Raw genomic sequence first — 25451 nt, 5'->3', positions numbered from 1 at the left:
TTTATTAATACCATACCTCTTTAAGAACTCTAAGTACATTACCTCCCATAACTTTTTCAATATCTTCATCTGAATATCCAGCTTTTACTAAATATCTCAATACATTCTTAGAAGCTTCAGTAGGATTCTCAATTCCTTTTACATATTCTACCTCTTCAAATTCATTAGTATTGCCTTGAGTTCCCTTCGTTGATAAATGTGCTGCAAAAGCGTGATGTAACCCAACATGATCTCCATATAATGTATCAGGCCCAAAAGCTACGTGGTCTATTCCTACAAGGTCTTTAATATATTCAAAATGTTCCATATATGAATATATAGAATGATCAGGATTATTCTTAGTCAAAGTAGTATGAGGTGCTGCTTCAATGCCTATAACCCCACCTTTTTCTGCGCAAGCTTTTAAAACATCATCAGGTGCAAGTCTTTTGCTATTCCATAATGATTTTGCCCCAACATGTGTCATAAATATTGGCTTCTTACTGTATTTGATAACATCTTTAGTTGTTTCAATTCCAACGTGAGAACAATCTATAGCCATTCCAACTTTATTCATTCTTTCTACTGCTTTTTTACCAAATGCAGTTAATCCACCATCTCTTTCTTCTTTAAGACCTGACCCTAATGCGTTTGATTCACTATATGTTATTCCCATAACTCTAACTCCAAAACCATATAATATTTCTATTCTGTCCAATTCATTTTCTATTGGTGCTGCTCCCTCTATTACAGGCACTAATGCAATTTTCCCTTCTTTATGAGCTTTATAAATATCATCTACCTTTTCACATCTTATAATAAAATCTTGATGTGCCAAATCGCACAATCTCATTCCTAGATCATGAAGTATTTCACTCCACTTCCATCCACTTTTAGAGTGTATAGTACATGTACCATCCATAAGATTGTCAAAAACACAATCTAAATAACTTCTTGAAAGTTCTTCATAAGCACATGGTTGCCTGCCTTCTCTGTTAAATTCAAACACATCTCTTGATAAATTTTTTGGAAATAAAACAGGATGATCATGAAGAGATATACAAATTTTTTCTTCTGCTAGTTTCTTAACTCTAGCTTCCTGTTCTTCGTTTAATTCAATTAAATGTTCCGGAAACACTTTATCTCCATCACATAATTCAAAAGCTCTATAATCTACACCAGCTTCTAAATATTGATATGCTTTATATCCTTTATATTTTTTATTAAGTCCCATATGATTTCCTCCTTTATTAATATAAGATATTAACACTACTGCTCTAATTAGAGCAGTAGTATTATGCATTTATTTTACTTTATAAACTTGGCAAAGTGATTGCGGGTCCACTAAACCCTTTAAATTTGATGGGAATAATTTAAATCCTTTAAAATCATTACTATATGCAAAATTACATTGTTTAACTACTAATGGAATATCTGGGATATCTTTTGTAATTTCTTTTTGGAATGCATCCATATTGTTCATAATATCTTCTTCAGTTAATGCAGACTGCATATTCAACATTGCTTCATCTGCAGCATCATTTTTCCATCCCATCCAGTTTAAGCTAGATGTAGATAAGAATAATGTTGACATTGAAGATTCCACATCATCAATTATTCCCCAAGTATTTAAAGTAAGCTGCCAATCATGCGTATTGTATAATTTTTCAGTTTGCAAAGACTTGTCCATTGGATCTGGAATCAATTCAATTCCTACTTCTTTCATATTGTCAACAAGGATTCTTGCAATTTTTTCATGCTCACTATAAGTATTTGCAAACATAATTTTAAAACTTAAGTTTTCGCCATTTGGAGCATTTAATATACCATCGTTATCTGTATCTTTATAACCTGCATCAGATAATAATTTTTTTGCACCATCTACATCATGTGATGGAAAATCATTTCCAATTTGGTATTTACCGTATACAGGTGAAATTATACCATTCATCTCAACAGCGTCACCATCAAATGCAAAATCAATTATTTTACTTCTATCTATAGCCATAGCCATAGCCTTTCTAACATTTACATCTTGAAGTAATTTATCTCTAAAGTTGATTGCCATGTGCTCATATCCTAAATCCATATTTTGGACTACAGTAAATTTACTATTATCTCTAAATTCCTCTGCAGCTGCAGCTGGAATTTCTTTAGCTGTCAAATCTATATCTCCTGATTTAAGTGCTAAAATCATAGTATTTACATCTGGATAAGGCTTAAAAATAACTTTGTCTAAGTATGGCTTTCCTTCAGGTGATAAAAACCACTCATCAACACTTTCCAAAACGTAGTATTGTCCTCTTTCATAATCCGTAAGCTTAAAAGGTCCTAGTCCTACAGGATTATCATTTGTAAAGTTCTTAACATCTTCTATTTCTGACCAAATGTGTGCCGGTACTATTCTCTGCCAAAAACCAATAGTTGTTATGAAAGTAGGATATGGTTTAGACAATGTAAACACTATTGTTTTATCATCAGGACATTCCCACGTTACACCATCAAGTACTGACCATTGCCATTGAAGTTTTTGTTCATACAATGTTTTATAAGTATAGTCAATATCAGCAGATGTTACTGGTGTACCATCAGCCCATTTTAAACCATCCTTTAGTCTGACAGTAACAGTTAATCCATCATCTGAAATCTCAGGTTCTTCAATAATATACGGTATTTTATTTCCATCTTCGTCCATTACCATTAAAGTAGGATATATTAAGTTTAATATCCAAGATCCAGCAATATCATTTCCTGTTAGAGGATTTAATGTATCAGGATCAGCATATGTTCCAATAGTTAATGTCCCCCCAAATTTGTCAACTTCAGCTACCTCATTTCCTTCATTAGATCCATTAGCTTCATTTGCCTGGTTATTTCCACTATCTCCACAGCCTGTAAGTGCAGTTAATACTAAAGCTAAACACAATACTAAAACTAATAATCTTTTCATTTCCCTTCCTCCTTATTATTTTTGATTTAATAAAACTTGTCCAGACATTGTGCTTAATACAATTCCTTCATCCAAGGCTAACTTACCATTTACTAAAACATACTCAACTCCTTCAGCATTTACTAAAGGATTAGAATAATCAATTTCTGTTGGTAAAGGATAGCTATAATTATCTAAATCAATTACCGATATATCAGCTTTCATTCCTTCTTTTATTAAACCTCTGTCATTTAATCTAAACTGCTGTGCTGCTAAAGAAGTATTCCTTCTTACAATTTCTTCTACTCTTACACCTCCCTTTAAATACATATCCATAAATATTGGAAATCCTCCTCTTCTTTGTAATTCATACCATGAACCTGGATCCCAAGGCTCTCCAAATATTGTGTCAGTACCAACCATTACAAGTGGGTTTTCCTGAATATTTTTAGGATGTGGTCCAATAGGGAAATCATCTCTACTTGGCCCACCTAACCAAAATGTATAATTATCATTGTCATCAGCTAACAAATCTAACAAAAGTTCTTTTGGCTCATCAATACCTCTATCATCTGCAATTTGTTGAATACTTTTCCCTTCAATATCAGGATTGTTAGTGTTTATAAGAAAAACTTTATTCATATCATTACCAAATATATAAGCATCTTTAAGTACTATTTGTCTCCCTTCTGGGGTTTTTAATGCTGCTTTAACACCTTCTACTCCTTTATCAAATAGCTCAGAAGAGATTGCCATAATAAACTGTATTAATCTATCCTTACGAGTACAGTGTCCAGTACTTCTTGGTATTGTATCTACTGCTATTTCTACACCATTTTTCCTTGCTTCTAGTATCGCATCGAAAGACTCTGGTGAAGTAGCAGTTAAATGAGATACTTGTACCCTTGCACCTGACTTTTTCCCAATTTCTATTGCTTCTAAAGTAGATTCAAGTATTCCTATATAATACCTGGCATGAGTAGCATATACACCGTCGTATTCTGCAACAACTTTAGCACATTTGATTATTTCTTCAGTATCTGCATATCTGCTAGGAATATAAGATAAACCAGTTGATATTCCAAAAGCTCCTTGTTCCATTCCTTCTCTAATATATCGTAATATTTCTTTCTCCTCTTCTTCTGTCGGTGGTCTATCTTTAGAACCTCCCATAACAGTCCACCTAATAGTGCCATGACCTAATAAAAAGCCCATATTAATATTGGTTCCTTTTTTCCTTACTACGTCACAATATTCACTAAAATTACTCCACTTAGGTTGTTCTCTGTTATACCTTTCTTTTGCTTCCTCAGTAATCAATCCATTCAGATAATAATATTCATATATATTTGATGAATCTAAAGGAGTGATTGAGTGCCCGCAATTTCCATTTATTGTAGTAGTAACACCTTGCTTTAAAAATACTTCAAATAAGTTATCATTAAGAATAACTGTTTCTTCATGTACATGTGGATCTATAAATCCTGGTGAAACCATCATGCCCTTAGCATCTATAACTCTGTCTGCATTTCCATCAATCTTAGTAGCTATCTTAGCTATTTTATCTCCTTTTATAGCTACATCTCCATAAAATCCAGGGTTTCCTGTACCATCTACTATGAAACCATTTTTAATAATAATGTCATATTCTTTCACTATTTTTCCCTCCCTCTAAATACTAACTATCATGCTTTCTAAGTCTTTTGGATACTTTGTTAAAACTTCACCTCCATTGTCTGTTATCAGAACTATATCTGAATGCCTAAATCCTGATAACCCTTCTATATAAATGCCTGGTTCGCTTGAAAAAACCATACCAGCTTGCAAAACTGTTTTATCTCCAGCTGCAATATATGGTAACTCATGTTCTTCCAATCCTTTACCATGTCCAGCTCTATGTTTGATATATTTTCCATAACCAGAATCCGTTATAAATTTAATTACTTCTTTTTCTATGTCTTCACAAACAGCCCCAGGCTTCATAAGATCTATAGCTAGCAATTGAGCTTTTCTCATCACTTCAAATGCCTTGATTCTCTCTTTATCAGGTTCACCTACAAAGAAGGTTCTTTCACATTCTATCCTGTATCCCCAAACATTTGTACCACAAGATAGAATCATAGTATCTCCTTTTTCAACCTTTTTACCACTGGGCAAAGCATGTGGCATTGCAGTTCTAATACCACTAGGTACCAAAGCACCTGCTGGTCCACCTGGAACATAAACTACATCTCCCATGTCCAGTATCATCTTATCTACAGTTTCTGTAATCATTCTGTTAAGTAGTCCTAGCTCTGTTATCCCTGGCTTTAGCATTTCTCTTCCTTTAGACACTATATAATCAGAATAAAAAGCTGCTTTTTTTAACATTTTTATCTCTTCTTCTGATTTAATTTGTCTAATAATCATAATCTGATTGTCTATATCCACATGTTCAAATATCTCATTCATTCTTTTATATCCTAGTACGCTCAATTCATCTGCAGCTACCTTTTTGACATTAGAAAATGATGACCGTACATTTTTGTTGAGAAAATCAAACAAATCAGCTTTTTCACTAAAATTATCATCATATGCATAAACTTTATCCAGCTGTTTTAGCTTACAAGCTTCGTGAAATTCCATTTTAGGTGTAAAAGCATAAGTCTTGCCTGTTTTGTGAACAAAGATTACAACTGGTCTTTTTCCCGGGTAATAATAAAGCCCTAAGTAAAATACATTGTATGGATTAAATATGAAAAAACCATCTAAATCTTTTTCATTAATATAGTTAACTATCTTTTTAATTCGATTTTGATATTCACCTAAGGTAAATCCTTGCAAATTATCTCCTCCTATTCTCTGCTTATCTTAGGGTTAAGTGCATCTCTTACTCCCATGCTTAAAAAATTAAAAGAAATTACAAAGAACATAATCGCTATACTTGGAAATAAAGAATACCACCAAGCTGTAGAAAATGCACCACTTTGGTAAGCATTATGCAGTATTTTCCCCCAACTGTATGCCAGAGGGTCTCCCAAGCCTAAAAAACTAATAGCTGATTCAGTAATTATTGAAGTTGCCATAACAATAGTCAAGTTAACAAAAACAGGCGTACTTGCATTGATGAGTACATGTTTAAATATAATGCTTTTAGTTTTAATACCTAAACTCTTAGCTGCTTCTATATACTGCATACCACATACTTTTAACGTAGATGATCTGGTAATTCTAGCTATACTGGGCCAAGAAAATATTCCTATGATAAAAGCAACTGTGTTAATGCTTGTAGATTCTGTTACAGCAGCTACTATTATCATTAGTGGAAGCATGGGAATTGTAAGAAAAATATCTGTAAGACCCATACCTAGAGTATCAAAAACCCCTCCATAATAACCTGAAAGAAGCCCTATTGGTACTCCAATTACCATTGCTAAAAAAACTGCAATTATTCCTACCTTTATTGAAGACCTAGTTCCCCATATTACTTGAGAAAATAAGTCTAAGCCCATATCATCTGTTCCAAATAAATGTTCAGTTGAAGGAGGTAATAGCTTGTCCTCATATAAACCATATCCTTCAACTGGTTCAACAATAAGGGGGGCAAATATAGCAACAAGTATTAAAAATACCACTCCAAATAAACCAATCATTCCAAGCTTATGATTTAAAAACGCTTTTATTTCTTTTTCCCATCTATTTTTTATATTTGATTTACTAGCCATTATTTCACCTCTAATCCAATTTAATTCTAGGATCTAAATAAGCACATAAGACATCTGTTGCGATATTCATGATAATTACACTTAATGCTAAAATAATGAATGATCCTTGTAAAATAGGGAAGTCCTGTTGACTGACAGCTTGATATATCATTCTTCCTACTCCGGGATATGCAAATACTGTTTCCGTTAAAACTGCACCTCCAACCATTCTGCCAAGCATTAATCCTGCAGCTGTAACAGTAGGAATCATAGCATTCTTGGATGCATGTTTCCAAAGGACTCTCCTCTCCTTCATACCTTTAGACCTTGCAGTTCTAATGTAGTCCTCAGATAAAACATCAATTACACTGCCCCTCGTATATAAAACATAATTAGCTAGATAAATAATCATTAATGTTATTATAGGTAATATAAGGTGTTTTCCTACATCAATAAAATATTGAATTCCACCTTCAATACCTGGAGTATATGCTCCTCCAATAGGAAGCACAGCAAGCTTATAACCAAAGAAATAAAGCAATGTAAATCCTAGCCATGGAACAAATATAGAAATTCCAAAGATAGCAATAGCATTAACTATCTGATCAAATGAACTGCTTCTTTTATATCCTGAATATATTCCTAAAGGTATTCCTATTAGCATAGTAATACACTGTGTTGTAACCATTAATAATAGTGTCCATGGAAGTTTATCCATAATAATATCTATAACTGGTCTTTTCTGCATGAACGATATTCCTAAATCACCCTTAAACAAATTCTTAATATATGACAAATATTGTATATATATAGGTTTATCTAATCCAAAATCTACAAGCATTTGTTGACGTTGTGCTTCCGACATTCTCGGATCCATTAGCAATGTTGCTGGGTCAGATGGCATAAGTCTTACAATTAAAAACGTCAATGTTACAGTTATAAAAAATGTAACTAAACCTTTTAATAATCTTTTCTGAATATATCTTCCCATAACTTTTCCTCCTTATTCAGAGTACAAGTGACATCGTACTTTATGTCCATTTATTTCTTTTAATTCTGGACGAACTTCACTGCATATATCCATGCGTTTGAAACAACGGCTACTAAATTTACATCCTTTTGGAGGGTTAACCGGACTAGGTATATCTCCTTTTAAAATGATCCTTTTTTCTTTTCTTCTTGGGTTTGGAATAGGTATAGCAGAAATAAGTGCCAATGTATAAGGATGTAGAGGATTATTAAACAGTTCATTTTTGTTGCAAAATTCCACTATTTCACCTAAATACATTACAGCAATCCTATTGCTTAAATACTTAACAACACTTAAATCGTGAGCTATAAATAAATACGCAAATCCTAATTCATCCTGTAAATCTTTAAACAAATTTATTATCTGGGCTTGTACAGAAACATCTAAAGCAGATACAGGCTCATCTGCAACTATTATCTCTGGATTTAACGCCAAAGCTCTCGCAATACCAATTCTTTGCCTTTGTCCTCCACTAAACTGATGAGGATATCTATTGTAATAATCTTTATCTAACCCTACACGTTCAAACAATTCTAATACTTTGTCTCGTGCATCTTTTTTGCCTAACAAATTATGAGAAAGCATAGGCTCAGCTATAGCCTCTCCAATAGTCATCCTAGGATTTAATGATGCATAAGGATCTTGAAAAATCATCTGCATATTTCTCCTAATATTTCTTAAACTTTCTCCTTTAGCATTAGTAATATCTTCCCCACGATAAAAAATCTGCCCTTCAGTAGGTTCTAACAACCTTAAAATAGTCCTGCCAGTAGTCGATTTGCCAGAACCACTTTCACCTACTAGGCCTAATGTTTCACCCTTATATAATTCAAAATTAACATCATCTACTGCTCGTATATATTTTTTCTGTTTAGAAAACAATGAATTTTTTAAAGGAAAATATTTCTTTAAATTTTTAACTTCCATAATCTTATCCATTAAATTTCACCTTCTTCTTTAGAAACATTAAAACAGCTTACTTTATGTGTATCACTTATCCTTTTAAAAGGCGGAATTTCTTCAAAACATTTATTTGTCGCACTTTTACACCTTGGTGCAAATCTACACCCTTTTGGAAAATCCTTAGGTGAAGGTACAGTGCCTTTAATAGTATGAAGTCTACTTTTCATCTCATTTAAAGAAGGTAATGACTTAAGTAGCCCTATAGTATATGGATGTCTAGGATTTTCAAACAAACTATAGACATCAGCTTCCTCTACTATCCTTCCTGCATACATAACTATGACATAATCACACATTTCTGCTACTACTCCTAAATCATGAGTTATTAAAAGTATAGACGCATTAGTTTTATCCTTTAATTCTCTCATTAAATCAAGTATTTGTGCTTGAATAGTAACATCTAAAGCTGTTGTAGGTTCGTCTGCAATCAAAACCTTCGGATCACATGCCATTGCCATAGCAATCATCACTCTCTGTCTCATTCCTCCTGATAGTTCATGGGGATATTGATTAATCACTTTTTCCGGTGAAGAAATAGAAACAAGTTTCAATTTTTCAATAGCTACTTTCATAGCTTCTTTTTTACTAATATCTGAATGTAATAGAAGCATTTCTGAAATCTGCTCCCCAATTGTGAATACAGGATTTAATGACGTCATTGGTTCTTGAAATATCATAGCAATATCCTTTCCTCTTATTTCGGTCATTTCATCATTTTTTAATTTAAGTAAATCTTTATTTTTAAATAGTATTTCCCCTTTTGAGATAACTGAAGTTTTAGGCAATAATCTCATTATAGAAAGAGATGTTATGCTCTTTCCACACCCAGATTCTCCTACTAATCCGACAATCTCGCTTTCTTTTATTGATAAATTCACATTATCAATTACATTTATAACTTCATTTTCAACATTAAACCCAATTACGAGGTCTTTTATTTCTAATAAATTATCTCTCTCATTTCTCAATATTTTCACCTCTCTTTTATGTTTTTCAGTTTATTTACACAAAGGGAAAAATTAAATAATAATTTTAATTTTGCAATAATTATGTAATTTACTTAATCAAGGAAATTGCAGAATATAATTTTGACCTTGTAGTAATTATGCAATTTACTTAAATCTTAAATATGTTTTATATCAATAAAATATAAACTTACTTATATTGTTTTTTAATTTATGTTGTTACAAGTAAATAAGCAATATCTATGCCAAATAATAATAAAGTATTAAATAATTATTAAAATTTTGAAAAAACTTTATTATTTTAAAGTAGCAAAGGTTTTCATGTTTATGAAGACTAAATTATATTTATACATAAATGTTATATAGTTTAACATTACAAAAATATTAGGTGCTAATTTAGTTTTATTGCACCAAATTAGCACCTAATAATTCCCCTAATATTTATATTTTTTTAAAAAAATTTTGCCTTGCTCATTTATTGTAGTACCTTGTTTTGTTGTACCAATATCTACTAAACCAATCTTTTCTAGCTGTTTTAATTTTATTCTAATTTGTTCTGAAGTTAATTTTAACCCTTTAGTTCTTAAAATTTGCGCTATTCTATTTCTTCCTATCTTTATGCTTAAATAATTAGCTTTTTCTAGTACTTTTAATATTTCAATGTACTCATCAATTTTCTCTACACCTAATATTTCTAATACTGATTCAGGTAAAACAGGGCTTTTTTCTTTTTCAATTACTGCAGCTTGTACTCTTAAATCCTCAGGTAAATCTTCAACAGTAACTTCGTTAGAATCAACTATATTATCTAAATAATAAATCAAATTCTCTAACTCTCTAATATTTCCCGGCCATGAATAATTTTTAAATACTTCTATTACTTCTTCACTGAGGTATTTATCACTATTTAGCTTTCTAAAAAAATATTGAGCTAGTAAAGGAATATCTTCTTTTCTCTGTTTTAAAGTAGGGACTTTAAAATGCAATACCTTTAATCTGTAATATAAGTCTTTTCTAAATTTACCTTTCATTACTAAATCGAAAAGGTCTTTATTAGTAGCTGCTATTACTCTTACATCTATAGGTATTACCTTTGTACCACCAACTCTTATAATTTTCTTTTCCTGTAATACTCTCAATAAACTCATTTGGATTTTAGGAGAAGTATCTCCAATTTCATCAATAAATATGGTTCCTTTATGCGCCTGTTCAAAAAAACCAGGTTTACCCCCTTTTACTGCCCCAGTAAAAGAACCTTCTTCATAGCCAAAAAGCTCACTTTCAACAAGATTTTCAGACAATGCCCCCATATTCACAGCAACAAAAGGTTCATTTTTTCTCTTAGAAGCATTATGGATAGCATTTGCAAAAATTTCTTTCCCAGTACCATCTTCTCCTTGAATCAAAACTGTTAAATCAGTCTTTGCAATTTTTTTTGAAATATTTATTATTTTTAGCAACTCTGAACTTTTTCCAATTAAATCACTAAAGTTATATTTTGCAATAAATCCTTTGCTAACTAATTTTTTTCTCACTTCTTTTTCTAAGTTTTGAATATGAACGACTTCCTGTAATCCAATTACATGACCTTTTAAATAATTTCCTTGGTATAGCAAAGTTTTATTTAACATTAATTCTTTATTATTGATATCAACAATTTCATTATTTTTATAATTTGAATCTAAAATAATGTCTATTATATTTTTGTCTTTAATAATTTCAACAATATTTTTAGAAACTAACTGATTATCCTTGTAACCTAATAGGTTAGCAAATTTTTGGTTGCAAAAAAATATATTTCCACTTACATCTAAAGCTGCAATTCCATCATTAGTAACCTCGAACATTGCTTTTAACATCTTATTGCTCTCGCTATTAAATTTATTTAATCTAATCATTTCTTTAGTATACTTTGCCGATAAAATAGGTAAATTTTCAGTTGATAAATTCAATTTTAAGAATATCTCTATTATTGAAGATATATCAATAATTCTTACCCCAATGTCAATAACTCTTTTTACTCCTCTTGGTACAATGTGTTTTCCACCTGGCGTTACTGCTGTATCAAGTATCTTTTCATTACACCCAGGATAATATGGTATAAAATGTACATGATCAATCCCTAGCTCTTTTAATAGTTTTATTGTTTCATTTGCAGAAACAAGATGGTTACTTACTAATAATACTTTTTTCCCAGAATCAAGGCTTATAACCTCAGATAGGTTGTTTAAGTTTATAGTCCTTCTTACAGAAACTATTGGAATATCTCCATTAATTCTAGCTCGTACATCTTTCTCTATGACTTTACTTGAGCAAACAATAAGATCTAAATTTTTCACATCGATAAAATCACAATCATCCAAATATATAGGCACAACTTCAACCTCATCTCTAAACACATCCTTTAATTGTTCGCTTAAAGGTTTATTAACTAAGTGGTCCACTGTAACCATTGCAATTCTTTTTTTATCGCCCATATTCTCACCCTCTTTATAACTTAATTGTTATTCAGATAACCATACCTCTAGAATAATAATCATAAAAATTATGATTATTATTTAAGAAATTTGTTTATTTATATGTATTGTTGTATATTTTATCATATTTCGAAAGTTTATTACACTGTATTTTATTATGATATAATGAATATGAAGGTGATGTTATGAAAATTATAGTAGACGGCGACGGCTGCCCAGTTATCAACCTAACTATCTCAATAGCTAAATATTATGGAATAAACATTGTTGTAGTAAAAAATTATTGTCATGAAATATATGATGATTATGCTAGTGTTATTACTGTAGATAAATCTCCTAATAGTGCTGATTTTTATATAGCTAATCATGCTGTAAAAAATGATATAGTAGTTACACAAGATTATGGACTTGCCGCAATGGTTATAGCTAAAGGTGCCAAATGTATAAATCAAAATGGGTTTGTAATTTCTTCACAGAATATTGATGAATTATTAGAACGCAGGCATTTTAATCGTGAACTTCGGGTTAAGCATAAAAAGTATACGAAATTTAAGAAAAGAAATCATGAATCAGATAAGAATTTTGAAAAAAATCTTAAAAGATTAATTGAACATATTTTAAAATATTAAAAGGATATATTGAAATCGTCAATTTCTATAATTTCAATATATCCTTTTCACTATTCACTAATTATTTCACTTTACTTACCATCCACCACTTGCTCCACCACCGCCAGAAGAGCCACCGCCACCTCGGTTTCCGCCTCCGAAGGATCCACCTCCGCCTCTACCACTGCGTCCTCCTCTAGCTAGTGATCGTAAAAGTGCGTAGGTTAAGAAACCTCCAAAAAATCTAAAATCAATAAATATCAAAATCAAAATAATTACTGCTAATATAATTCTTTTAACAGAACTAAACGAATTACCAGTTTCCTCGGTATAATTTATATTATAATCATCAATTTGACCAGTTTTATCTAATGTAATATCATATTCATCTTCAATAAGTAAAATTATCGCTTTAAATGATTCTAATATACCTTGACTGTAGTTTCCACTCTGAAAATATGGAATCATGTATTGATCTCTTATAGCTCCAGCTTTCCCATCTGGAATAGCACCTTCAAGGCCATAACCGACTTCAATTCTCAATAATTTTTCAGTTGGAGCTACTAAAATCAAAACTCCATTATCTTTATCTTTGTCACCTATCCCCCATTTTCTAAAAAGCTCGTTTGCATATCCTTCAATGTCCATTTCATTTAAAGAATTTACTGTGGCCACAACAACTTGAGCTCCAGTTTTTGCATAAAGCTCTTCATTAACATTTATGATGTAATTTTCAACATCACTATCAATAATATTAGCCTCATCGTAAACATAAAACTCTCTACTAGGCTCTGGTAATACCCCGTCGGCTAAGGCAAGTGTATTAAATAAAGCTAATAGCAACAATATTAAAATGCTAAAGATTTTAAATGACTTTTTTTTCATCTAAATCCACCTTTTAAAAATTTACTTCAGGTACATCTTTATCGGATTCATCAATTTCAAAGTATTCTCTTTTCTCGAAGCCAAACATATTTGCAATAATATTGGTAGGAAATCTTCTTATTTTGCTATTGAAAATTTGAGCTGATTCATTATAATCTTTTCTTGCAACAGCTATTCTATTTTCTGTTCCTGCTAACTCGTCCTGTAATCTTATAAAATTTTCATTAGATTTTAATTCAGGGTATCTTTCAACTACCACATTTAATCTCTCAAGTGCTGTGTTTAATTGACCATTTGCTTGAGCATATTCTTCAGGAGTAGAAGCACTTTCTAATCTACTTCTTGCTTCTGTTACTCCAATTAATACTTCTTGTTCTTGAGCTGCAAATCCTTTAACTGTATTTACTAAATTAGGTATCAAATCTGCTCTTCTCTTTAATTGGTTTTCTACTTGTGCCCAGCTACCATTCACTTGTTCGTCAAGCTTTACTAAATTATTGTAACTACCAATTACCATAAATACTGGTACTAATATTATTGCAACTATTACTAATGTAATGATTAAAGATTTTTTCATCAATTATACCTCCCTTGCTAAATAAAAATATCTCTTCTATATACTATCACAAATGATGAAATTACATAATAAAAAAGTTAATTTTTCTTTCTTAAAATAATTATATGATGTATATACCAAAAAATTTTTCATTTAAACATGGTCTTTTATCGGTTTATTTTTTTTATTGCTACCAAATTTATACACGATATATCCTGCTCCTATTATCATAACATATCCTATAAAGCTAAATATATCAGGAACTTCTGAAAAAAATATAATTCCTAATATACTTGAAAAAATTACATTTGAGTAATTATAAATTGATACTTCGCCTGCTGGTGCATACTTGTATGCACTTGTAATTAAAAGTTGCCCAAAAGCAGCTGCTACTCCTGATGATAAGAGAAATATTAATTGTGTAAAATTAATCAAATGAAAATTCAGTATTGTTGGTGGTAATGTTATAACCGTAGAAATAAATGAAAAATAAAAAACTATTGTATATTTGTCTTCCTTATCACTAAGATAGCTTATAAATGTGTAAGCTGCTCCAGCAAATACTGCTGACATAAAACATATTATTGCTGGAAATGAATCTTGAAATTCAAAACTAGGCTTTATTATAAACATAACACCACTCATTGCAATAAATAACGAAAAAATTTGATGTTTAGTTATTTTATCTTTTAAAAATATAGCTGCAAAGATAGTAACGAAAAAAGGGCTCATTTTATTAAGCATGCCTGAATCTGCAAGTATTAGTCTATCTATTCCATAAAAATAAAACAACATACCTATAGTACCAAATACACCTCTGCCAATTAAATACTTTCTATTTATTTTTTGCCCCCACGGATTTTGCTTTTTTGTAATCACTACATAGATTGATATAAGTAAAACAATAAAATTTCTAAAAAACGCTTTTTGAAAAGTAGGTAAATCTCCTGATAATTTAACAAATGCTCCCATAGCTGCAAAACTTAATGAAGAAAGAAGCATGAAAACAATCGCCTTTATTTTGTCATTATTCAACGCCGTCACTCCAATATTATTTATTTGTTTAATGATTGAATGTATTAAAAAATTAATTTCATAGAAACTTATTTAAACACTACTGAAATAACTTGTCTACATCCCTATATATTATAAATACAAATCAATCATATAATAATTATTAACTTTTATAATATCTTTTTCTTTCAATCTTAAAGGCTCCTTAAATATAGACTCCATGAGCAAAAAGCTCTATATTCTCTATACACATAAATCACTCCGTTTCTAGCCTTTATATGCTTAATACACTACTTATTATACTCAGTTTTTTCACACATGGTTAATTAATAATAATTATATCACAATAACATAAAGTAACATATTATATATTAAAAAATATAATATCATAGTACGAAAAATTAATTATAGTTTATTTTACAATTAAATTCCATTATTAATGGAAGGAGGTGTCTTGCATGGCTGAAAGTACAGGATTATTTGATTGTTTTGATGATAAATGGTTATTCTGGATATTCATCATCATAATAATATTTATACACTATCCATATTGGGGACACAGGTGCTAATTATTAAAAAAAACATGACAAAGAACAGATTTTGATTCTCAAAAATCTGTTCTTCTTTTTTAATAGTTTTTTGTCGTAAATTATTATATAATTAGTGTGTCGAAATATTATAACAAGGAGCAAATAAGATGGAAACAAATGATAAAAAACCCTCAATAAAAATAGTAAGAAAAAAAATATATTCTATGATTATACCTATTGCAACAGAAAACATATTGCAGATGACAGCAGGATTTATATCTACTGGTATGCTAGGTAGAATAGGAAAAGTTGCAATAAGTTCCTTTGGTATAAGTGATAGAATCATTAAAATAATATGGGCAATTTTTAAAGGTATCACAACAGGAGCGTCTGTTTTTGTCGCCCAAGCCTATGGTGCAAACAATTTTAAAAAATTAAGAAAAGTAGTTCAGCAAACATTATTATCAATAATTACAGTGGCAATAGTTTTGCAGCAAATTATATTTTGGAATGCAGAAAAATTGTTAAAAGTTATATATAACCCTAATCCTAATATATTGAATAATGGAGTTATATACTTAAAAACAGTATCATGGGGTATACCATTTTTAGGCATAATGCTAGTAGTAGCTGGGATATTACAAGGTATGGGCAATGCTAAAACTCCTATGTATATTGCATTTATAATGAATGTTTTTAATATCTGTTTTGGATATGGATTAATTTTTGGCAATTTAGGTTTTCCAGTATTAGGCATTAAGGGAGCTGCTATTGCTATGGTTATTGGTCAATTTATAGCAGCTATGATAGGAATTTATGTATTATTCAACAAGGATGGAATATTAGGATCATCATACAATAATAATTTCTTTAAAATTGATATAAAACAGGTATTAGCTGTATATAAATTAGGTACACCAACTGCATTTGAATCAATATTTTGGAATATAGGATCAATTTTACTAATAAGAGTTATATTAGGATATGGTGAAACAGCAATGGCAGCATATCAGTTAGGATTACAAGCAGAAGCTATATCTTATATGCCAGCAGCAGGATTTTCTATCGCTGCAACTGCTTTTATTGGTCAATCTTTAGGAGCTAGAAATAAAGAATTAGGAAAAATATATTTAAAAGAAACTGTTAAAGGTTCTCTAATGGTTACAAGTTTTAGTGTAATATTATTAGTATTTTTCCCAAGCATGATTCTGAACCTTTTAACTAATGAACAAGAAGTCATTGACTTAGGTGTAAAATATTTAATATTAATGGGCCTAGTTCAGATACCACAAAATATATCAGGTGTATTAAATGGAGCATTAAGGGGTGCAGGATACACAAAAGTTCCAATGTTCGTAGCAGGTGTAGGAATATGGATAATAAGAATACCATTTTCATACCTTTTATCATATGTATTTAACTTAGGAATAATAGCCATATGGACAGTTATGTGTGTTGATTTAGTTGTGAGGTTTTTGATGAGCTTTATTTTGTATAAAAGAAAAAATATATATGACGCAGAACTTGTATAGCTATATAATAAACTAACGGGGGGTAGATTATATGTCAACCAAAGAGCAAATTTTAAAAGTTTCGCTTAAATATTTTCTGACTCAAGGTTATGACCATACTACATTAAGTCAGATTGCTAACGAAGTAGGCATAAAAAAACCTTCTATTTATTATCATTATAAATCAAAAGAAGAGTTGCTATCAAAAAGTATCGAACTAATTATTAATGAGTTAAAAAATACTTTATCAAAAGTACATGACTCATCAAAATCTACAAAAGAACAACTTGAAAATTTTTTTGAAGCAATTTTAAATTTTAATTCTAATCTTTCAGTATTAATTGGGAATAGCTATGATGAGACTATTAATATTGAAACTATATTCCAAATGACGTCAAATAGATTTGAAAACGTAGCTAAAACTATAAATGATTATTTTGACTTTCTAATTGAGGAAATTGAGAAAATACTAAAAACAGGTCAAGAGCGTGGAGAAATTAAAACTTCCCTAGATTATAAAACTACTGCAATTGAAATATTATCAAGAATTGAAGGACTTATAGTCATATCTAGTATTTATAAAAAAATAGATTTACATAGTATAAGAAAAACACTATATGAAAATCTATGGACCAGTTTATCTCTCCAAAAGCAAAAAAAGAAGAGAAAAACTATGAGCTTTAAAACAATCGATTTAGGCCGAAAATGGTAAAATCTGGATAAATTATATGAAGAAATTGCATAATAATTTTAAAGTCAAAATTTTAATATACAATTTCTTCATATAATAAAATATTTCTATAGCCTCTGTAACACTTCAATCAAAAATTTATATATTCTTTGTGTTGAAGATATGCTTAATCGTTCTTTTGGAGTATGGACATCAAACAAATTTGGCCCTAATGATACCATATCAATATCTCCAAGCTTTTCTTTTAAAAATCCACATTCTAGCCCAGCATGAATTGCGTCTACTTTTAAAGGTTTTTGGTAAAGCTCTTCATAAACTTTTTTCATCAATTCTCTAATTTCAGAGTTGACCTTAAATGGCCAAGATGGATAATCAGCTTCAAGGCGCATATCTGCTCCTACTAAGTTACAAATCATTTGAATTCGATTATTTATTTCATCCTTTAATGATGCAACTGAACTTCTAACAGCACTAGAAAAAATTAGTTTATCATTTTCTTCTCTTAATACTCCTAGATTGTTTGAACTTTCAACTAATCCTTCAATACTAGCACTCATAGTTTGAACACCATTTGGAATTAAACGCAAAATATTAATAATGCTTGTCTTATTTTCATCTGAATACACTTTTTCTGGGCAATCAATCTCTTGCAATTCAACTGTTAAACCTGGATCTGATACTGAAAATTCATCTTTCAATATCTTTTCACATTCATTTACTATCTTACGCATATTTTCAACATCATCTCTGTTAATAACAATAACTGTTTCAGCTCTTTTTGGGATAGCATTCATCTTGTCTCCACCAGTTATCATTGCTATCTCAAAATCTACTTCACTGCTTAATGTATTTAGTATTCTGCCTAATGTTGTAATAGCATTTGCTCTTCTTTTATCTATTTCTGCACCAGAATGTCCTCCAATTAATCCTTTTAGAACAATCCTATAAGCAGTATCTTTTGTTACTGTTTTTTTATCTAAATCAAGAGTTATAATATTGTTAACTCCACCAGCACATGAAGCTAAAAGCACTCCTTCTTCTTCTGAATCTAAATTAATTAGAATATCTCCTGAAATATTATCTGGATTTAAGGCCAATACCCCATCCATACCCGTTTCTTCTGCAACAGTAAAAAGAGCTTTTATCTCAGGGTGTTTAAGTGTATTATCTTCTAATATTGCCATTGCCATAGCAACTGCTATTCCATTATCTCCTCCAAGGGTAGTCCCTTTTGTCTTTATCCAATCACCATCAATTACTATTGAAATCGGGTCCTTCTCAAAATCAAACTCTATATCATCTTCCTTAACGCATACCATATCCATATGCCCTTGAATAATAACTGTTTTTTTATCCTCATATCCTGGTGTAGCTGGTTTTGTGATGATAACATTTAATGATGGCTCTTGAATAACTTCTAATCCAAGATTTTTAGCAAAATTAACTATATAATCACTTACTGCTTTTTCATTGCCAGATTCTCTCGGAATCCGTGTTAGCGCCTCAAAATGTTTAAATACATTTTTAGGCTCAATATTTGTTAATACTCTTTCCATAAGCTTATCACCTCTTCACCAATTCATACTTGTTTTTATTATTTTTTTGTATCACTGACTGATTTACTAGAAACTCAATAATAGTATCGCTAAATGCCCTAGCATCTTGAATTTGTGCTTTGTCCTTTGACCAAAAAAGCGATGCTTTAGTCCCTTCTATTATACCTTCTATTTCCTTTTTAGAAAGGCTAGATTTATCTTTAAATCCATTTAGGATCTTTTTTTCGCATTTTTTTAGTAATATATTCAGCAGTTCTTCCTGTTTTCTTTGTTTTTTTACATAGCCCCAACTAGTCAAAAACGCTACAGTTATAGCCATAAAGAGAATTTGAATGATTATCTTCATATAAATCCTCCTAAATCTCGATAAACTTATTGTTTTTAAGTATGTTCATATATGTTCCAAAACGCTCATATAATGGTTCTACATCTTTACCAAATTTAGATTTCAGTATCTCACATATTTCATAAACTGTTTTCCTTCCATCTATTGACTTCCAGACACAACTCCCATATTCATCTAAGTAAATACGCATAACCTCTGGAGTTTTAATAAAAAATCGTACAAGTTTATCAAAAAAACCATTTCTATCGATAATAATTTGAACATTTCCATTTTCTAAAACTATCCATTTTATCTTTTCTACTTTTTTAGGTACTAAATCTAAAAAATTCTTCTTTTTCTTCCTCATTTAATACACCTCTTTATTTAAGTGGGGAAAAACTCCCCACTTAATTAAATTATATTAAATTAATTTTTAATTTTCAATTTTCTTACCAGCAGAATACATATACAAAGATGCTGTTAAAATGGCAAAGAATATTAATGAACCTATTGGTCCTAAGTTTATACCTAAATTAGTATTTAGGTTAGTTACTGCAAATACGGCTAATAAAATTCCAACGAGTCCTTCACCTGCAATTAATCCTGATGCATATAAAACTCCGGAGTCAATTTTAGCTTTAACTGTTTTATTATTTTCTTCATCCTTGCTAAGTTTTCTATCTAATATACCTCTTAATATACCACCAACCATTATAGGTGTTGAAAGGTGAATTGGTAGATATAATCCTATAGCAATTGGTAGTACAGGTAATCCCAAAAGCTCAATAGCTACACCAATTCCAACTCCTGTAAATACCAATGCCCATGGTAAATTTCCACCCATAACGCCTTCAATTACAAGACGCATTAATGTTGCTTGAGGTGCAGGTAATTTTTCAGTACCAAATCCCCATGCATTATTTAATAAAGTTAGCACTCCACCAATAGCTAATGCCGCAGCTATAGCACCTATTATTTCACCAATCTGCTGCTTTTTAGGTGTTGCACCTACTAAGAAACCTGTTTTTAAATCCTGAGATGTATCGCCTGCCATTGCTGCAATAATACAAATAATTGCACCAACAGTCAATGTAGCAATCATACCTGCATGGCCGTCATTACCTGTAGCTTTAAATATGATAGCAGTAATAACCAAAGTTGCAATAGTCATACCAGATACAGGATTTGAAGATGAACCTACTAAACCAACAATCCTTGATGAAACTGTTGCAAAGAAAAATCCAAAAATAGCTATTAATATTGCTCCACCAAGTCCTACTGGAATAATTGGTAACATCATCATTGCTAATACAACAACTAAAGTTCCAATTAATACAACTTTCATCGATATATCTTGATCAACTCTTTGTTGTGAATTGCTGCCCATACTACTTGAGTAATCCTTCATTGCATCTTTAAATGTTTGAACAATTAAAGGTAATGATTTTATTAAACTAAATATTCCGCCAAATGCAACTGCTCCAGCTCCAATGTATCTAATATAATTATCCCATATTGCTCCATGGCTAAGCATGCTAATTGGATCTGTAGCAGGATACATAATAACTTCTCCCATTGAACCAATATTAGCAATCAATGGAATAAATCCAAACCAACCTATAACTGCACCTGCAAGCATATATGCAGATATTTTAGGCCCTATAATGAAACCTACTCCTAGAAGTGCAGGTAATACATCTCCACCAATAGCAGCACCTTTATAGCCAGGTATTGTTGTTTCGATTTCGCTTGGGAACAATCCAAAGCCATCTGTTAAGAATTTAAATAATGCACCAACGCCAAGACCCGCAAATGTTGTTTTAGCTTTAGAGCCACCTTCTTCACCAGCAAGAAGTACTTCTGCACAAGCTGTACCTTCAGGATAAGGTAAAACACCATGTTCTTTCACTATTAATGCCTTTCTTAAAGGTATCATAAATAATACTCCTAGAATACCGCCACAAAGTGCAATTGCTGTAATTGCAAGTAAATTAGGTGAACCCATGTTCCATTCAGTAGTCCAAATGTATAAAGCTGGCAATGTAAATATTGCCCCTGCTGCTAAAGACTCACCAGCAGATCCTATAGTTTGAACCATATTATTTTCTAAAATTGATTCTTTCTTTAAAATTCCTCTAATTAACCCCATAGAAATTACTGCTGCTGGAATAGACGCCGAAATAGTCATACCAACTTTTAAACCAAGATATGCATTTGCAGCACCAAATACTACTGCTAAAATAATACCAAGAATAATTGAAGTCGAAGTAAATTCTGGAAGAACTTTATCTGATGAAATAAAAGGCTTAAATTCTTTAGAACTCTGATTATTAGACATTATCCTACTCCTCCTTACAAATATATATAATTAATAATTATTCTTTTATTTTTATTTGACGAAATAACCAAATTTGTTGAAAATAAATGTTGTGTGCACACATTTTAATAGAAGCGCTTCCATTGCATCGAATATTATATTCACATTTTTCTAAAAAATCAAATTATGAAATCTAGCTGTAATTACTTAAATATACACATTTTAACCTATATACGATATCTACCTAACTAAGTTAGGTAGATAAATGGATATTCAAACTATCGATCGGTAGTTTGAATACTAAATACTATTATTGAGTTTTTTTGCTGTTTCTATTCTTATTATTTTTTTATTTTATAATTTTATCTAATTTAGTTCGTGTATAATTATTCATATATGCACTGTTTTTTTGCATAAATATTTTTTTAATTTTATTATATAATTCCCACTAAACAAAAAAGAACCGTTTTAAACGGCTCTATTCTTCTACATTTTTAAAAATTGACCAACGTAGTAGCATAAAAACAATTATACCAAAAAAGATTATAGTACCAATCCACCCAAGATTAATTCTCGATACAATAGATATATTTAAAACTGTAAATATGGCAAATATAATACCAATAATACCCTCTCCAGCAATTAAACCAGATGAAAATAACACTCCTGAATCTACCTTAATTTTCTTTTCATAATCATCGAAATTAAACAGTTCCTTTTCTAATAATTCTCTAATAACTCCACCTGCAAATATAATTGTTGATAAATGTATAGGTAGATACAACCCAATAGCTACAGGTAAAATTGGAAGCTGAAGTATCTCTAACATCACGCCAACACCTATTCCTATAAAAATCAACGTCCATGGTAATTGTCCTTCCATTACCCCTTCAACAACAAGTTTAATTAATGTTGCTTGTGGTGCTGGTAATTCAGCTGTCCCAAACCCCCATGCTGAGTCCAATAATAAAAGAACTCCTCCTATAACTATTCCAGTAAATACAACTCCAATCATCTCTCCAATTTGCTGTCTATATGGTGTTGCCCCAACTAAAAACCCTGTCTTTAAATCTTGAGAAGTATCCCCTGCCATAGCAATAATAATGCATATGATAGAACCTACAGTAAAAACAGAAGTAATTACATCTGAATTAACTGGACCAATTCCCTTATAAATCATTCCGGTAATCAACAAAGTTGCCATGGTCATACCAGAAATAGGATTAGAAGAACTTCCAATTAAACCGACAATTCTGGAAGACACTGTAGCAAAGAAATATCCGAAAATAATGACAATAATCGTCCCAACTAACCCAAAGTGAATTGTTGGTGTAATGGTTAACAAAACTCCAATAAACATAACACCCAAAATCACTGTAGAAAGTGGTAAATCTCTTTCTGTTCTAAGTATTGAATAATTATGTACTGCTTCATTATAACCTTTTATAGTTTCTGAAATAGTGCTAGCAATCAAAGGAATAAATTTAATTAATGATAATAATCCACCAAAAGCAACTGCTCCAGCTCCAATATATCTTATATAATAATTCCATATCCCCACATTGTCTAGCGATGCAATAGAAACATCTGCCGGGAAAACTGTTAATTCTCCACCAAATACAGAAATCATTGGAATAAATATAATCCAACTAAGTATTGAACCTGCTAACATAAGTCCTGCTGTCTGCCTTCCTATAATAAATCCAACTCCTAAAATAGCAGGTAGAAAATCTCCTCCTATTGTTGCAGGAAAAGGTTTCGAAAACACATATTCCAGGCGAGATGGAAAAAGCTTTAAAACATCAGTCAAAGTTTTATATACAGCTCCAAACCCCATTCCTGCAAAGGTTGCCTTTGCTTTATCGCCACCTTCTTCCCCAGCAAGTAAAACTTCAGCACAAGCTGAACCTTCTGGATATGGTAAATAACCATGTTCTTTAACTATCAATGCTTTTCTTAGAGGAATCATAAATAAAATTCCTAAAAGCCCACCAAATATTGAGACTAAAGTAACAAACCCCACACTCGGCAATTCAACATTTGCATCTCTAGCCCATAAGAACATAGCTGGAATTGTGAAAATCACACCAGCAGCTAAAGATTCTCCAGCAGAACCTATGGTTTGTACTATATTATTTTCAAGTATTGAATCTCGTTTCATTAAATAACGAGTCATACTCATTGAAACAACAGCTGCTGGTATTGACGCTGAAATAGTCATGCCAACTTTTAACCCTAAATAAGCATTTACTGCACCAAATATAACAGCCAATATAATTCCAGAAGAAATCGAAGTTACCGTTAACTCAGGTAAATGAGTGTTTGCAGACACAAACGGTTTAAAATATTCCTGCTTATTATTCTTCACACTATCACTTCCTTGCACTAGCTCATTTAGTATATCTTTCTTAGAATAATTAATATTTCAATAATTATATAAATTATCTTACTTTATTCTATAATAATAGTTCATTACTATTTCATAATATAACACATTATGTGATAGTGCAATAAATTAAAAAAACAAATTATTCAAACCTTAATGCATCTACTGGTTTAAGCTTAGAAGCCTTGTTAGCAGGATATATTCCAAAAAACATTCCTACAGCAATTGAAAAAGAAAATGAAATTATCAGTATCATTGGATCTATCTTAGTGTTTATTCCTGCAGATTTAGTCAATAAGCTACTGCCTACTATACCAAAGATAACTCCAATCAGTCCCCCTACTCCACTTAATACTGAGGATTCAAGTAAAAATTGAACAAGTATATCCTTCCTTTTTGCTCCAATAGATTTCCTTATACCAATTTCTCTTGTTCTTGATGTAACCTCACTAACCGTTGATAACATCTCTGTTTGATTGAAAATTCTATAAGCATCATCATCATTGTTAAATCTCTTTAGTAAAAACATTTCTACTTCATTTTCTGCATTTGTTACTGCATCAGATGACTCAGCTTGGATATAAATGTTTCTGACGCCTGTTGACTTTAAAAATCTCTGAGCTGTTGTTATAGGGATAAGAACTTTTTCATCGCTACTGCCACCTAAAGATCTTCCTTTCTCTTCTAATACTCCAACTACTTTAAAAGAGGTGTTATAAATCTTCCTATATCTGCTTTATGATCCTGGACAACTTGATAGTTTTCATCTACTCCTCCAATAGTTATATTCATGCTATCAGTGCCATACTTAGCAGTAACCTGGCCACTAACCACAGGCGCTATACTAGATATTCCAGGTTTATCGCTAAGTTCTAGTACCTCGTCATAAGATACTGTTGTATTTATTCCTCTTCCATTTATAGTAACACTAATTAAATTTGTACCCATGCTTTCAATACTTTCTGTTACTTGTTGAGTTGTCCCTTCAGCAACTGAAACTAAAATAATTACTGCAGAAACTCCTATAATAATTCCCAGCATAGTAA

21 protein-coding genes and 1 pseudogene are annotated in these 25451 nt (G+C 31.0%); 3 read left to right on the top strand and 19 right to left on the bottom strand.

The features are described 5' to 3' along the window. Window positions 1-4 precede the first annotated feature (4 nt). The 9 genes from ACZ41D_RS04465 to ACZ41D_RS04425 form a co-directional block, all read right to left on the bottom strand. Window positions 5-1213, bottom strand: a complete 1209-nt coding sequence (locus tag ACZ41D_RS04465) for a dipeptidase (protein ID WP_464152726.1) — start codon at window positions 1211-1213, stop codon at window positions 5-7. 69 nt (window positions 1214-1282) lie between these two features. Next, window positions 1283-2929: an ABC transporter substrate-binding protein gene (locus ACZ41D_RS04460; protein WP_464152725.1), complete on the bottom strand. Its 1647-nt coding sequence runs from the start codon at window positions 2927-2929 to the stop codon at window positions 1283-1285. Window positions 2930-2944: 15 nt separating this feature from the next. After that, window positions 2945-4564 (bottom strand): N-acyl-D-amino-acid deacylase family protein, encoded by a 1620-nt coding sequence (locus ACZ41D_RS04455; RefSeq protein WP_464152724.1) that lies wholly within the window; start codon window positions 4562-4564, stop codon window positions 2945-2947. A 15-nt stretch (window positions 4565-4579) separates the two neighbouring features. Beyond that, complete coding sequence (locus ACZ41D_RS04450) at window positions 4580-5731, bottom strand: M24 family metallopeptidase (RefSeq protein ID WP_464152723.1); 1152 nt, start codon at window positions 5729-5731, stop codon at window positions 4580-4582. 11 nt (window positions 5732-5742) lie between these two features. Then, on the bottom strand, window positions 5743-6612 hold the full coding sequence (locus ACZ41D_RS04445; protein WP_464152722.1) for an ABC transporter permease: 870 nt from the start codon (window positions 6610-6612) through the stop codon (window positions 5743-5745). Window positions 6613-6622: 10 nt separating this feature from the next. After that, complete coding sequence (locus ACZ41D_RS04440) at window positions 6623-7582, bottom strand: ABC transporter permease (RefSeq protein WP_464152721.1); 960 nt, start codon at window positions 7580-7582, stop codon at window positions 6623-6625. A gap of 12 nt (window positions 7583-7594) precedes the next feature. Further along, window positions 7595-8560 (bottom strand): ABC transporter ATP-binding protein, encoded by a 966-nt coding sequence (locus tag ACZ41D_RS04435; RefSeq protein WP_464152720.1) that lies wholly within the window; start codon window positions 8558-8560, stop codon window positions 7595-7597. Then, the gene (locus ACZ41D_RS04430; RefSeq protein WP_464152719.1) at window positions 8560-9552 is read right to left on the bottom strand and encodes an ABC transporter ATP-binding protein; all 993 of its coding nucleotides are present in this window, start codon (window positions 9550-9552) and stop codon (window positions 8560-8562) included. The genes ACZ41D_RS04435 and ACZ41D_RS04430 overlap by 1 nt, the downstream gene beginning before the upstream one ends. A 431-nt stretch (window positions 9553-9983) precedes the next feature. Beyond that, window positions 9984-12026, bottom strand: a complete 2043-nt coding sequence (locus ACZ41D_RS04425) for a sigma 54-interacting transcriptional regulator (RefSeq protein WP_464152718.1) — start codon at window positions 12024-12026, stop codon at window positions 9984-9986. 185 nt (window positions 12027-12211) lie between these two features. Between ACZ41D_RS04425 and ACZ41D_RS04420 the strand changes: the two genes are divergently transcribed. Continuing rightward, entirely contained in the window at window positions 12212-12655 is a 444-nt protein-coding gene (locus ACZ41D_RS04420; RefSeq protein WP_464152717.1) for a YaiI/YqxD family protein, read from the top strand. Between the two features lie 75 nt (window positions 12656-12730). On the opposite strand, the gene ACZ41D_RS04415 is transcribed toward ACZ41D_RS04420, so the two are convergent. The 3 genes from ACZ41D_RS04415 to ACZ41D_RS04405 form a co-directional block, all read right to left on the bottom strand. Beyond that, window positions 12731-13519 (bottom strand): TPM domain-containing protein, encoded by a 789-nt coding sequence (locus tag ACZ41D_RS04415; RefSeq protein ID WP_464152716.1) that lies wholly within the window; start codon window positions 13517-13519, stop codon window positions 12731-12733. A 13-nt stretch (window positions 13520-13532) separates the two neighbouring features. Beyond that, window positions 13533-14096: a LemA family protein gene (locus tag ACZ41D_RS04410; protein WP_464152715.1), complete on the bottom strand. Its 564-nt coding sequence runs from the start codon at window positions 14094-14096 to the stop codon at window positions 13533-13535. Between the two features lie 132 nt (window positions 14097-14228). Next, complete coding sequence (locus ACZ41D_RS04405; RefSeq protein ID WP_464152714.1) at window positions 14229-15110, bottom strand: DMT family transporter; 882 nt, start codon at window positions 15108-15110, stop codon at window positions 14229-14231. 676 nt (window positions 15111-15786) lie between these two features. Here ACZ41D_RS04405 and ACZ41D_RS04400 point away from each other — a divergent pair. Both ACZ41D_RS04400 and ACZ41D_RS04395 read left to right on the top strand, forming a co-directional pair. After that, window positions 15787-17151 (top strand): MATE family efflux transporter, encoded by a 1365-nt coding sequence (locus tag ACZ41D_RS04400; protein WP_464152713.1) that lies wholly within the window; start codon window positions 15787-15789, stop codon window positions 17149-17151. 31 nt (window positions 17152-17182) lie between these two features. Continuing rightward, complete coding sequence (locus ACZ41D_RS04395) at window positions 17183-17842, top strand: TetR/AcrR family transcriptional regulator (protein ID WP_464152712.1); 660 nt, start codon at window positions 17183-17185, stop codon at window positions 17840-17842. Between the two features lie 86 nt (window positions 17843-17928). Here the strand turns inward: ACZ41D_RS04395 and ACZ41D_RS04390 are convergent, their stop codons facing one another. The 7 genes and pseudogenes from ACZ41D_RS04390 to ACZ41D_RS04360 form a co-directional block, all read right to left on the bottom strand. Beyond that, the gene (locus ACZ41D_RS04390; RefSeq protein ID WP_464152711.1) at window positions 17929-19377 is read right to left on the bottom strand and encodes an aminoacyl-histidine dipeptidase; all 1449 of its coding nucleotides are present in this window, start codon (window positions 19375-19377) and stop codon (window positions 17929-17931) included. Between the two features lie 7 nt (window positions 19378-19384). Then, window positions 19385-19723: a hypothetical protein gene (locus ACZ41D_RS04385; RefSeq protein ID WP_464152710.1), complete on the bottom strand. Its 339-nt coding sequence runs from the start codon at window positions 19721-19723 to the stop codon at window positions 19385-19387. Window positions 19724-19733: 10 nt separating this feature from the next. Next, window positions 19734-20069, bottom strand: a complete 336-nt coding sequence (locus tag ACZ41D_RS04380; RefSeq protein WP_464152709.1) for a PqqD family protein — start codon at window positions 20067-20069, stop codon at window positions 19734-19736. Between the two features lie 66 nt (window positions 20070-20135). Continuing rightward, a complete protein-coding gene (locus ACZ41D_RS04375) occupies window positions 20136-22040 on the bottom strand; it encodes an OPT family oligopeptide transporter (RefSeq protein ID WP_464152708.1) in 1905 nt (634 codons plus the stop codon). A gap of 457 nt (window positions 22041-22497) precedes the next feature. Further along, entirely contained in the window at window positions 22498-24387 is a 1890-nt protein-coding gene (locus ACZ41D_RS04370) for an OPT family oligopeptide transporter (protein WP_464152707.1), read from the bottom strand. A gap of 160 nt (window positions 24388-24547) precedes the next feature. After that, window positions 24548-24934 carry an ABC transporter permease gene (locus ACZ41D_RS04365; protein WP_464153113.1) on the bottom strand — a complete coding sequence of 129 codons (387 nt, stop codon included), beginning with the start codon at window positions 24932-24934 and terminating at the stop codon, window positions 24548-24550. Window positions 24935-24994: 60 nt separating this feature from the next. Beyond that, window positions 24995-25446: pseudogene (locus ACZ41D_RS04360) on the bottom strand (ABC transporter permease); the annotation flags it as partial. Between the last annotated feature and the right edge of the window lie 5 nt (window positions 25447-25451).

It is taken from the genome of Brassicibacter thermophilus (assembly GCF_055378355.1).
This window is presented reverse-complemented; position numbering and strand designations above follow the sequence as displayed.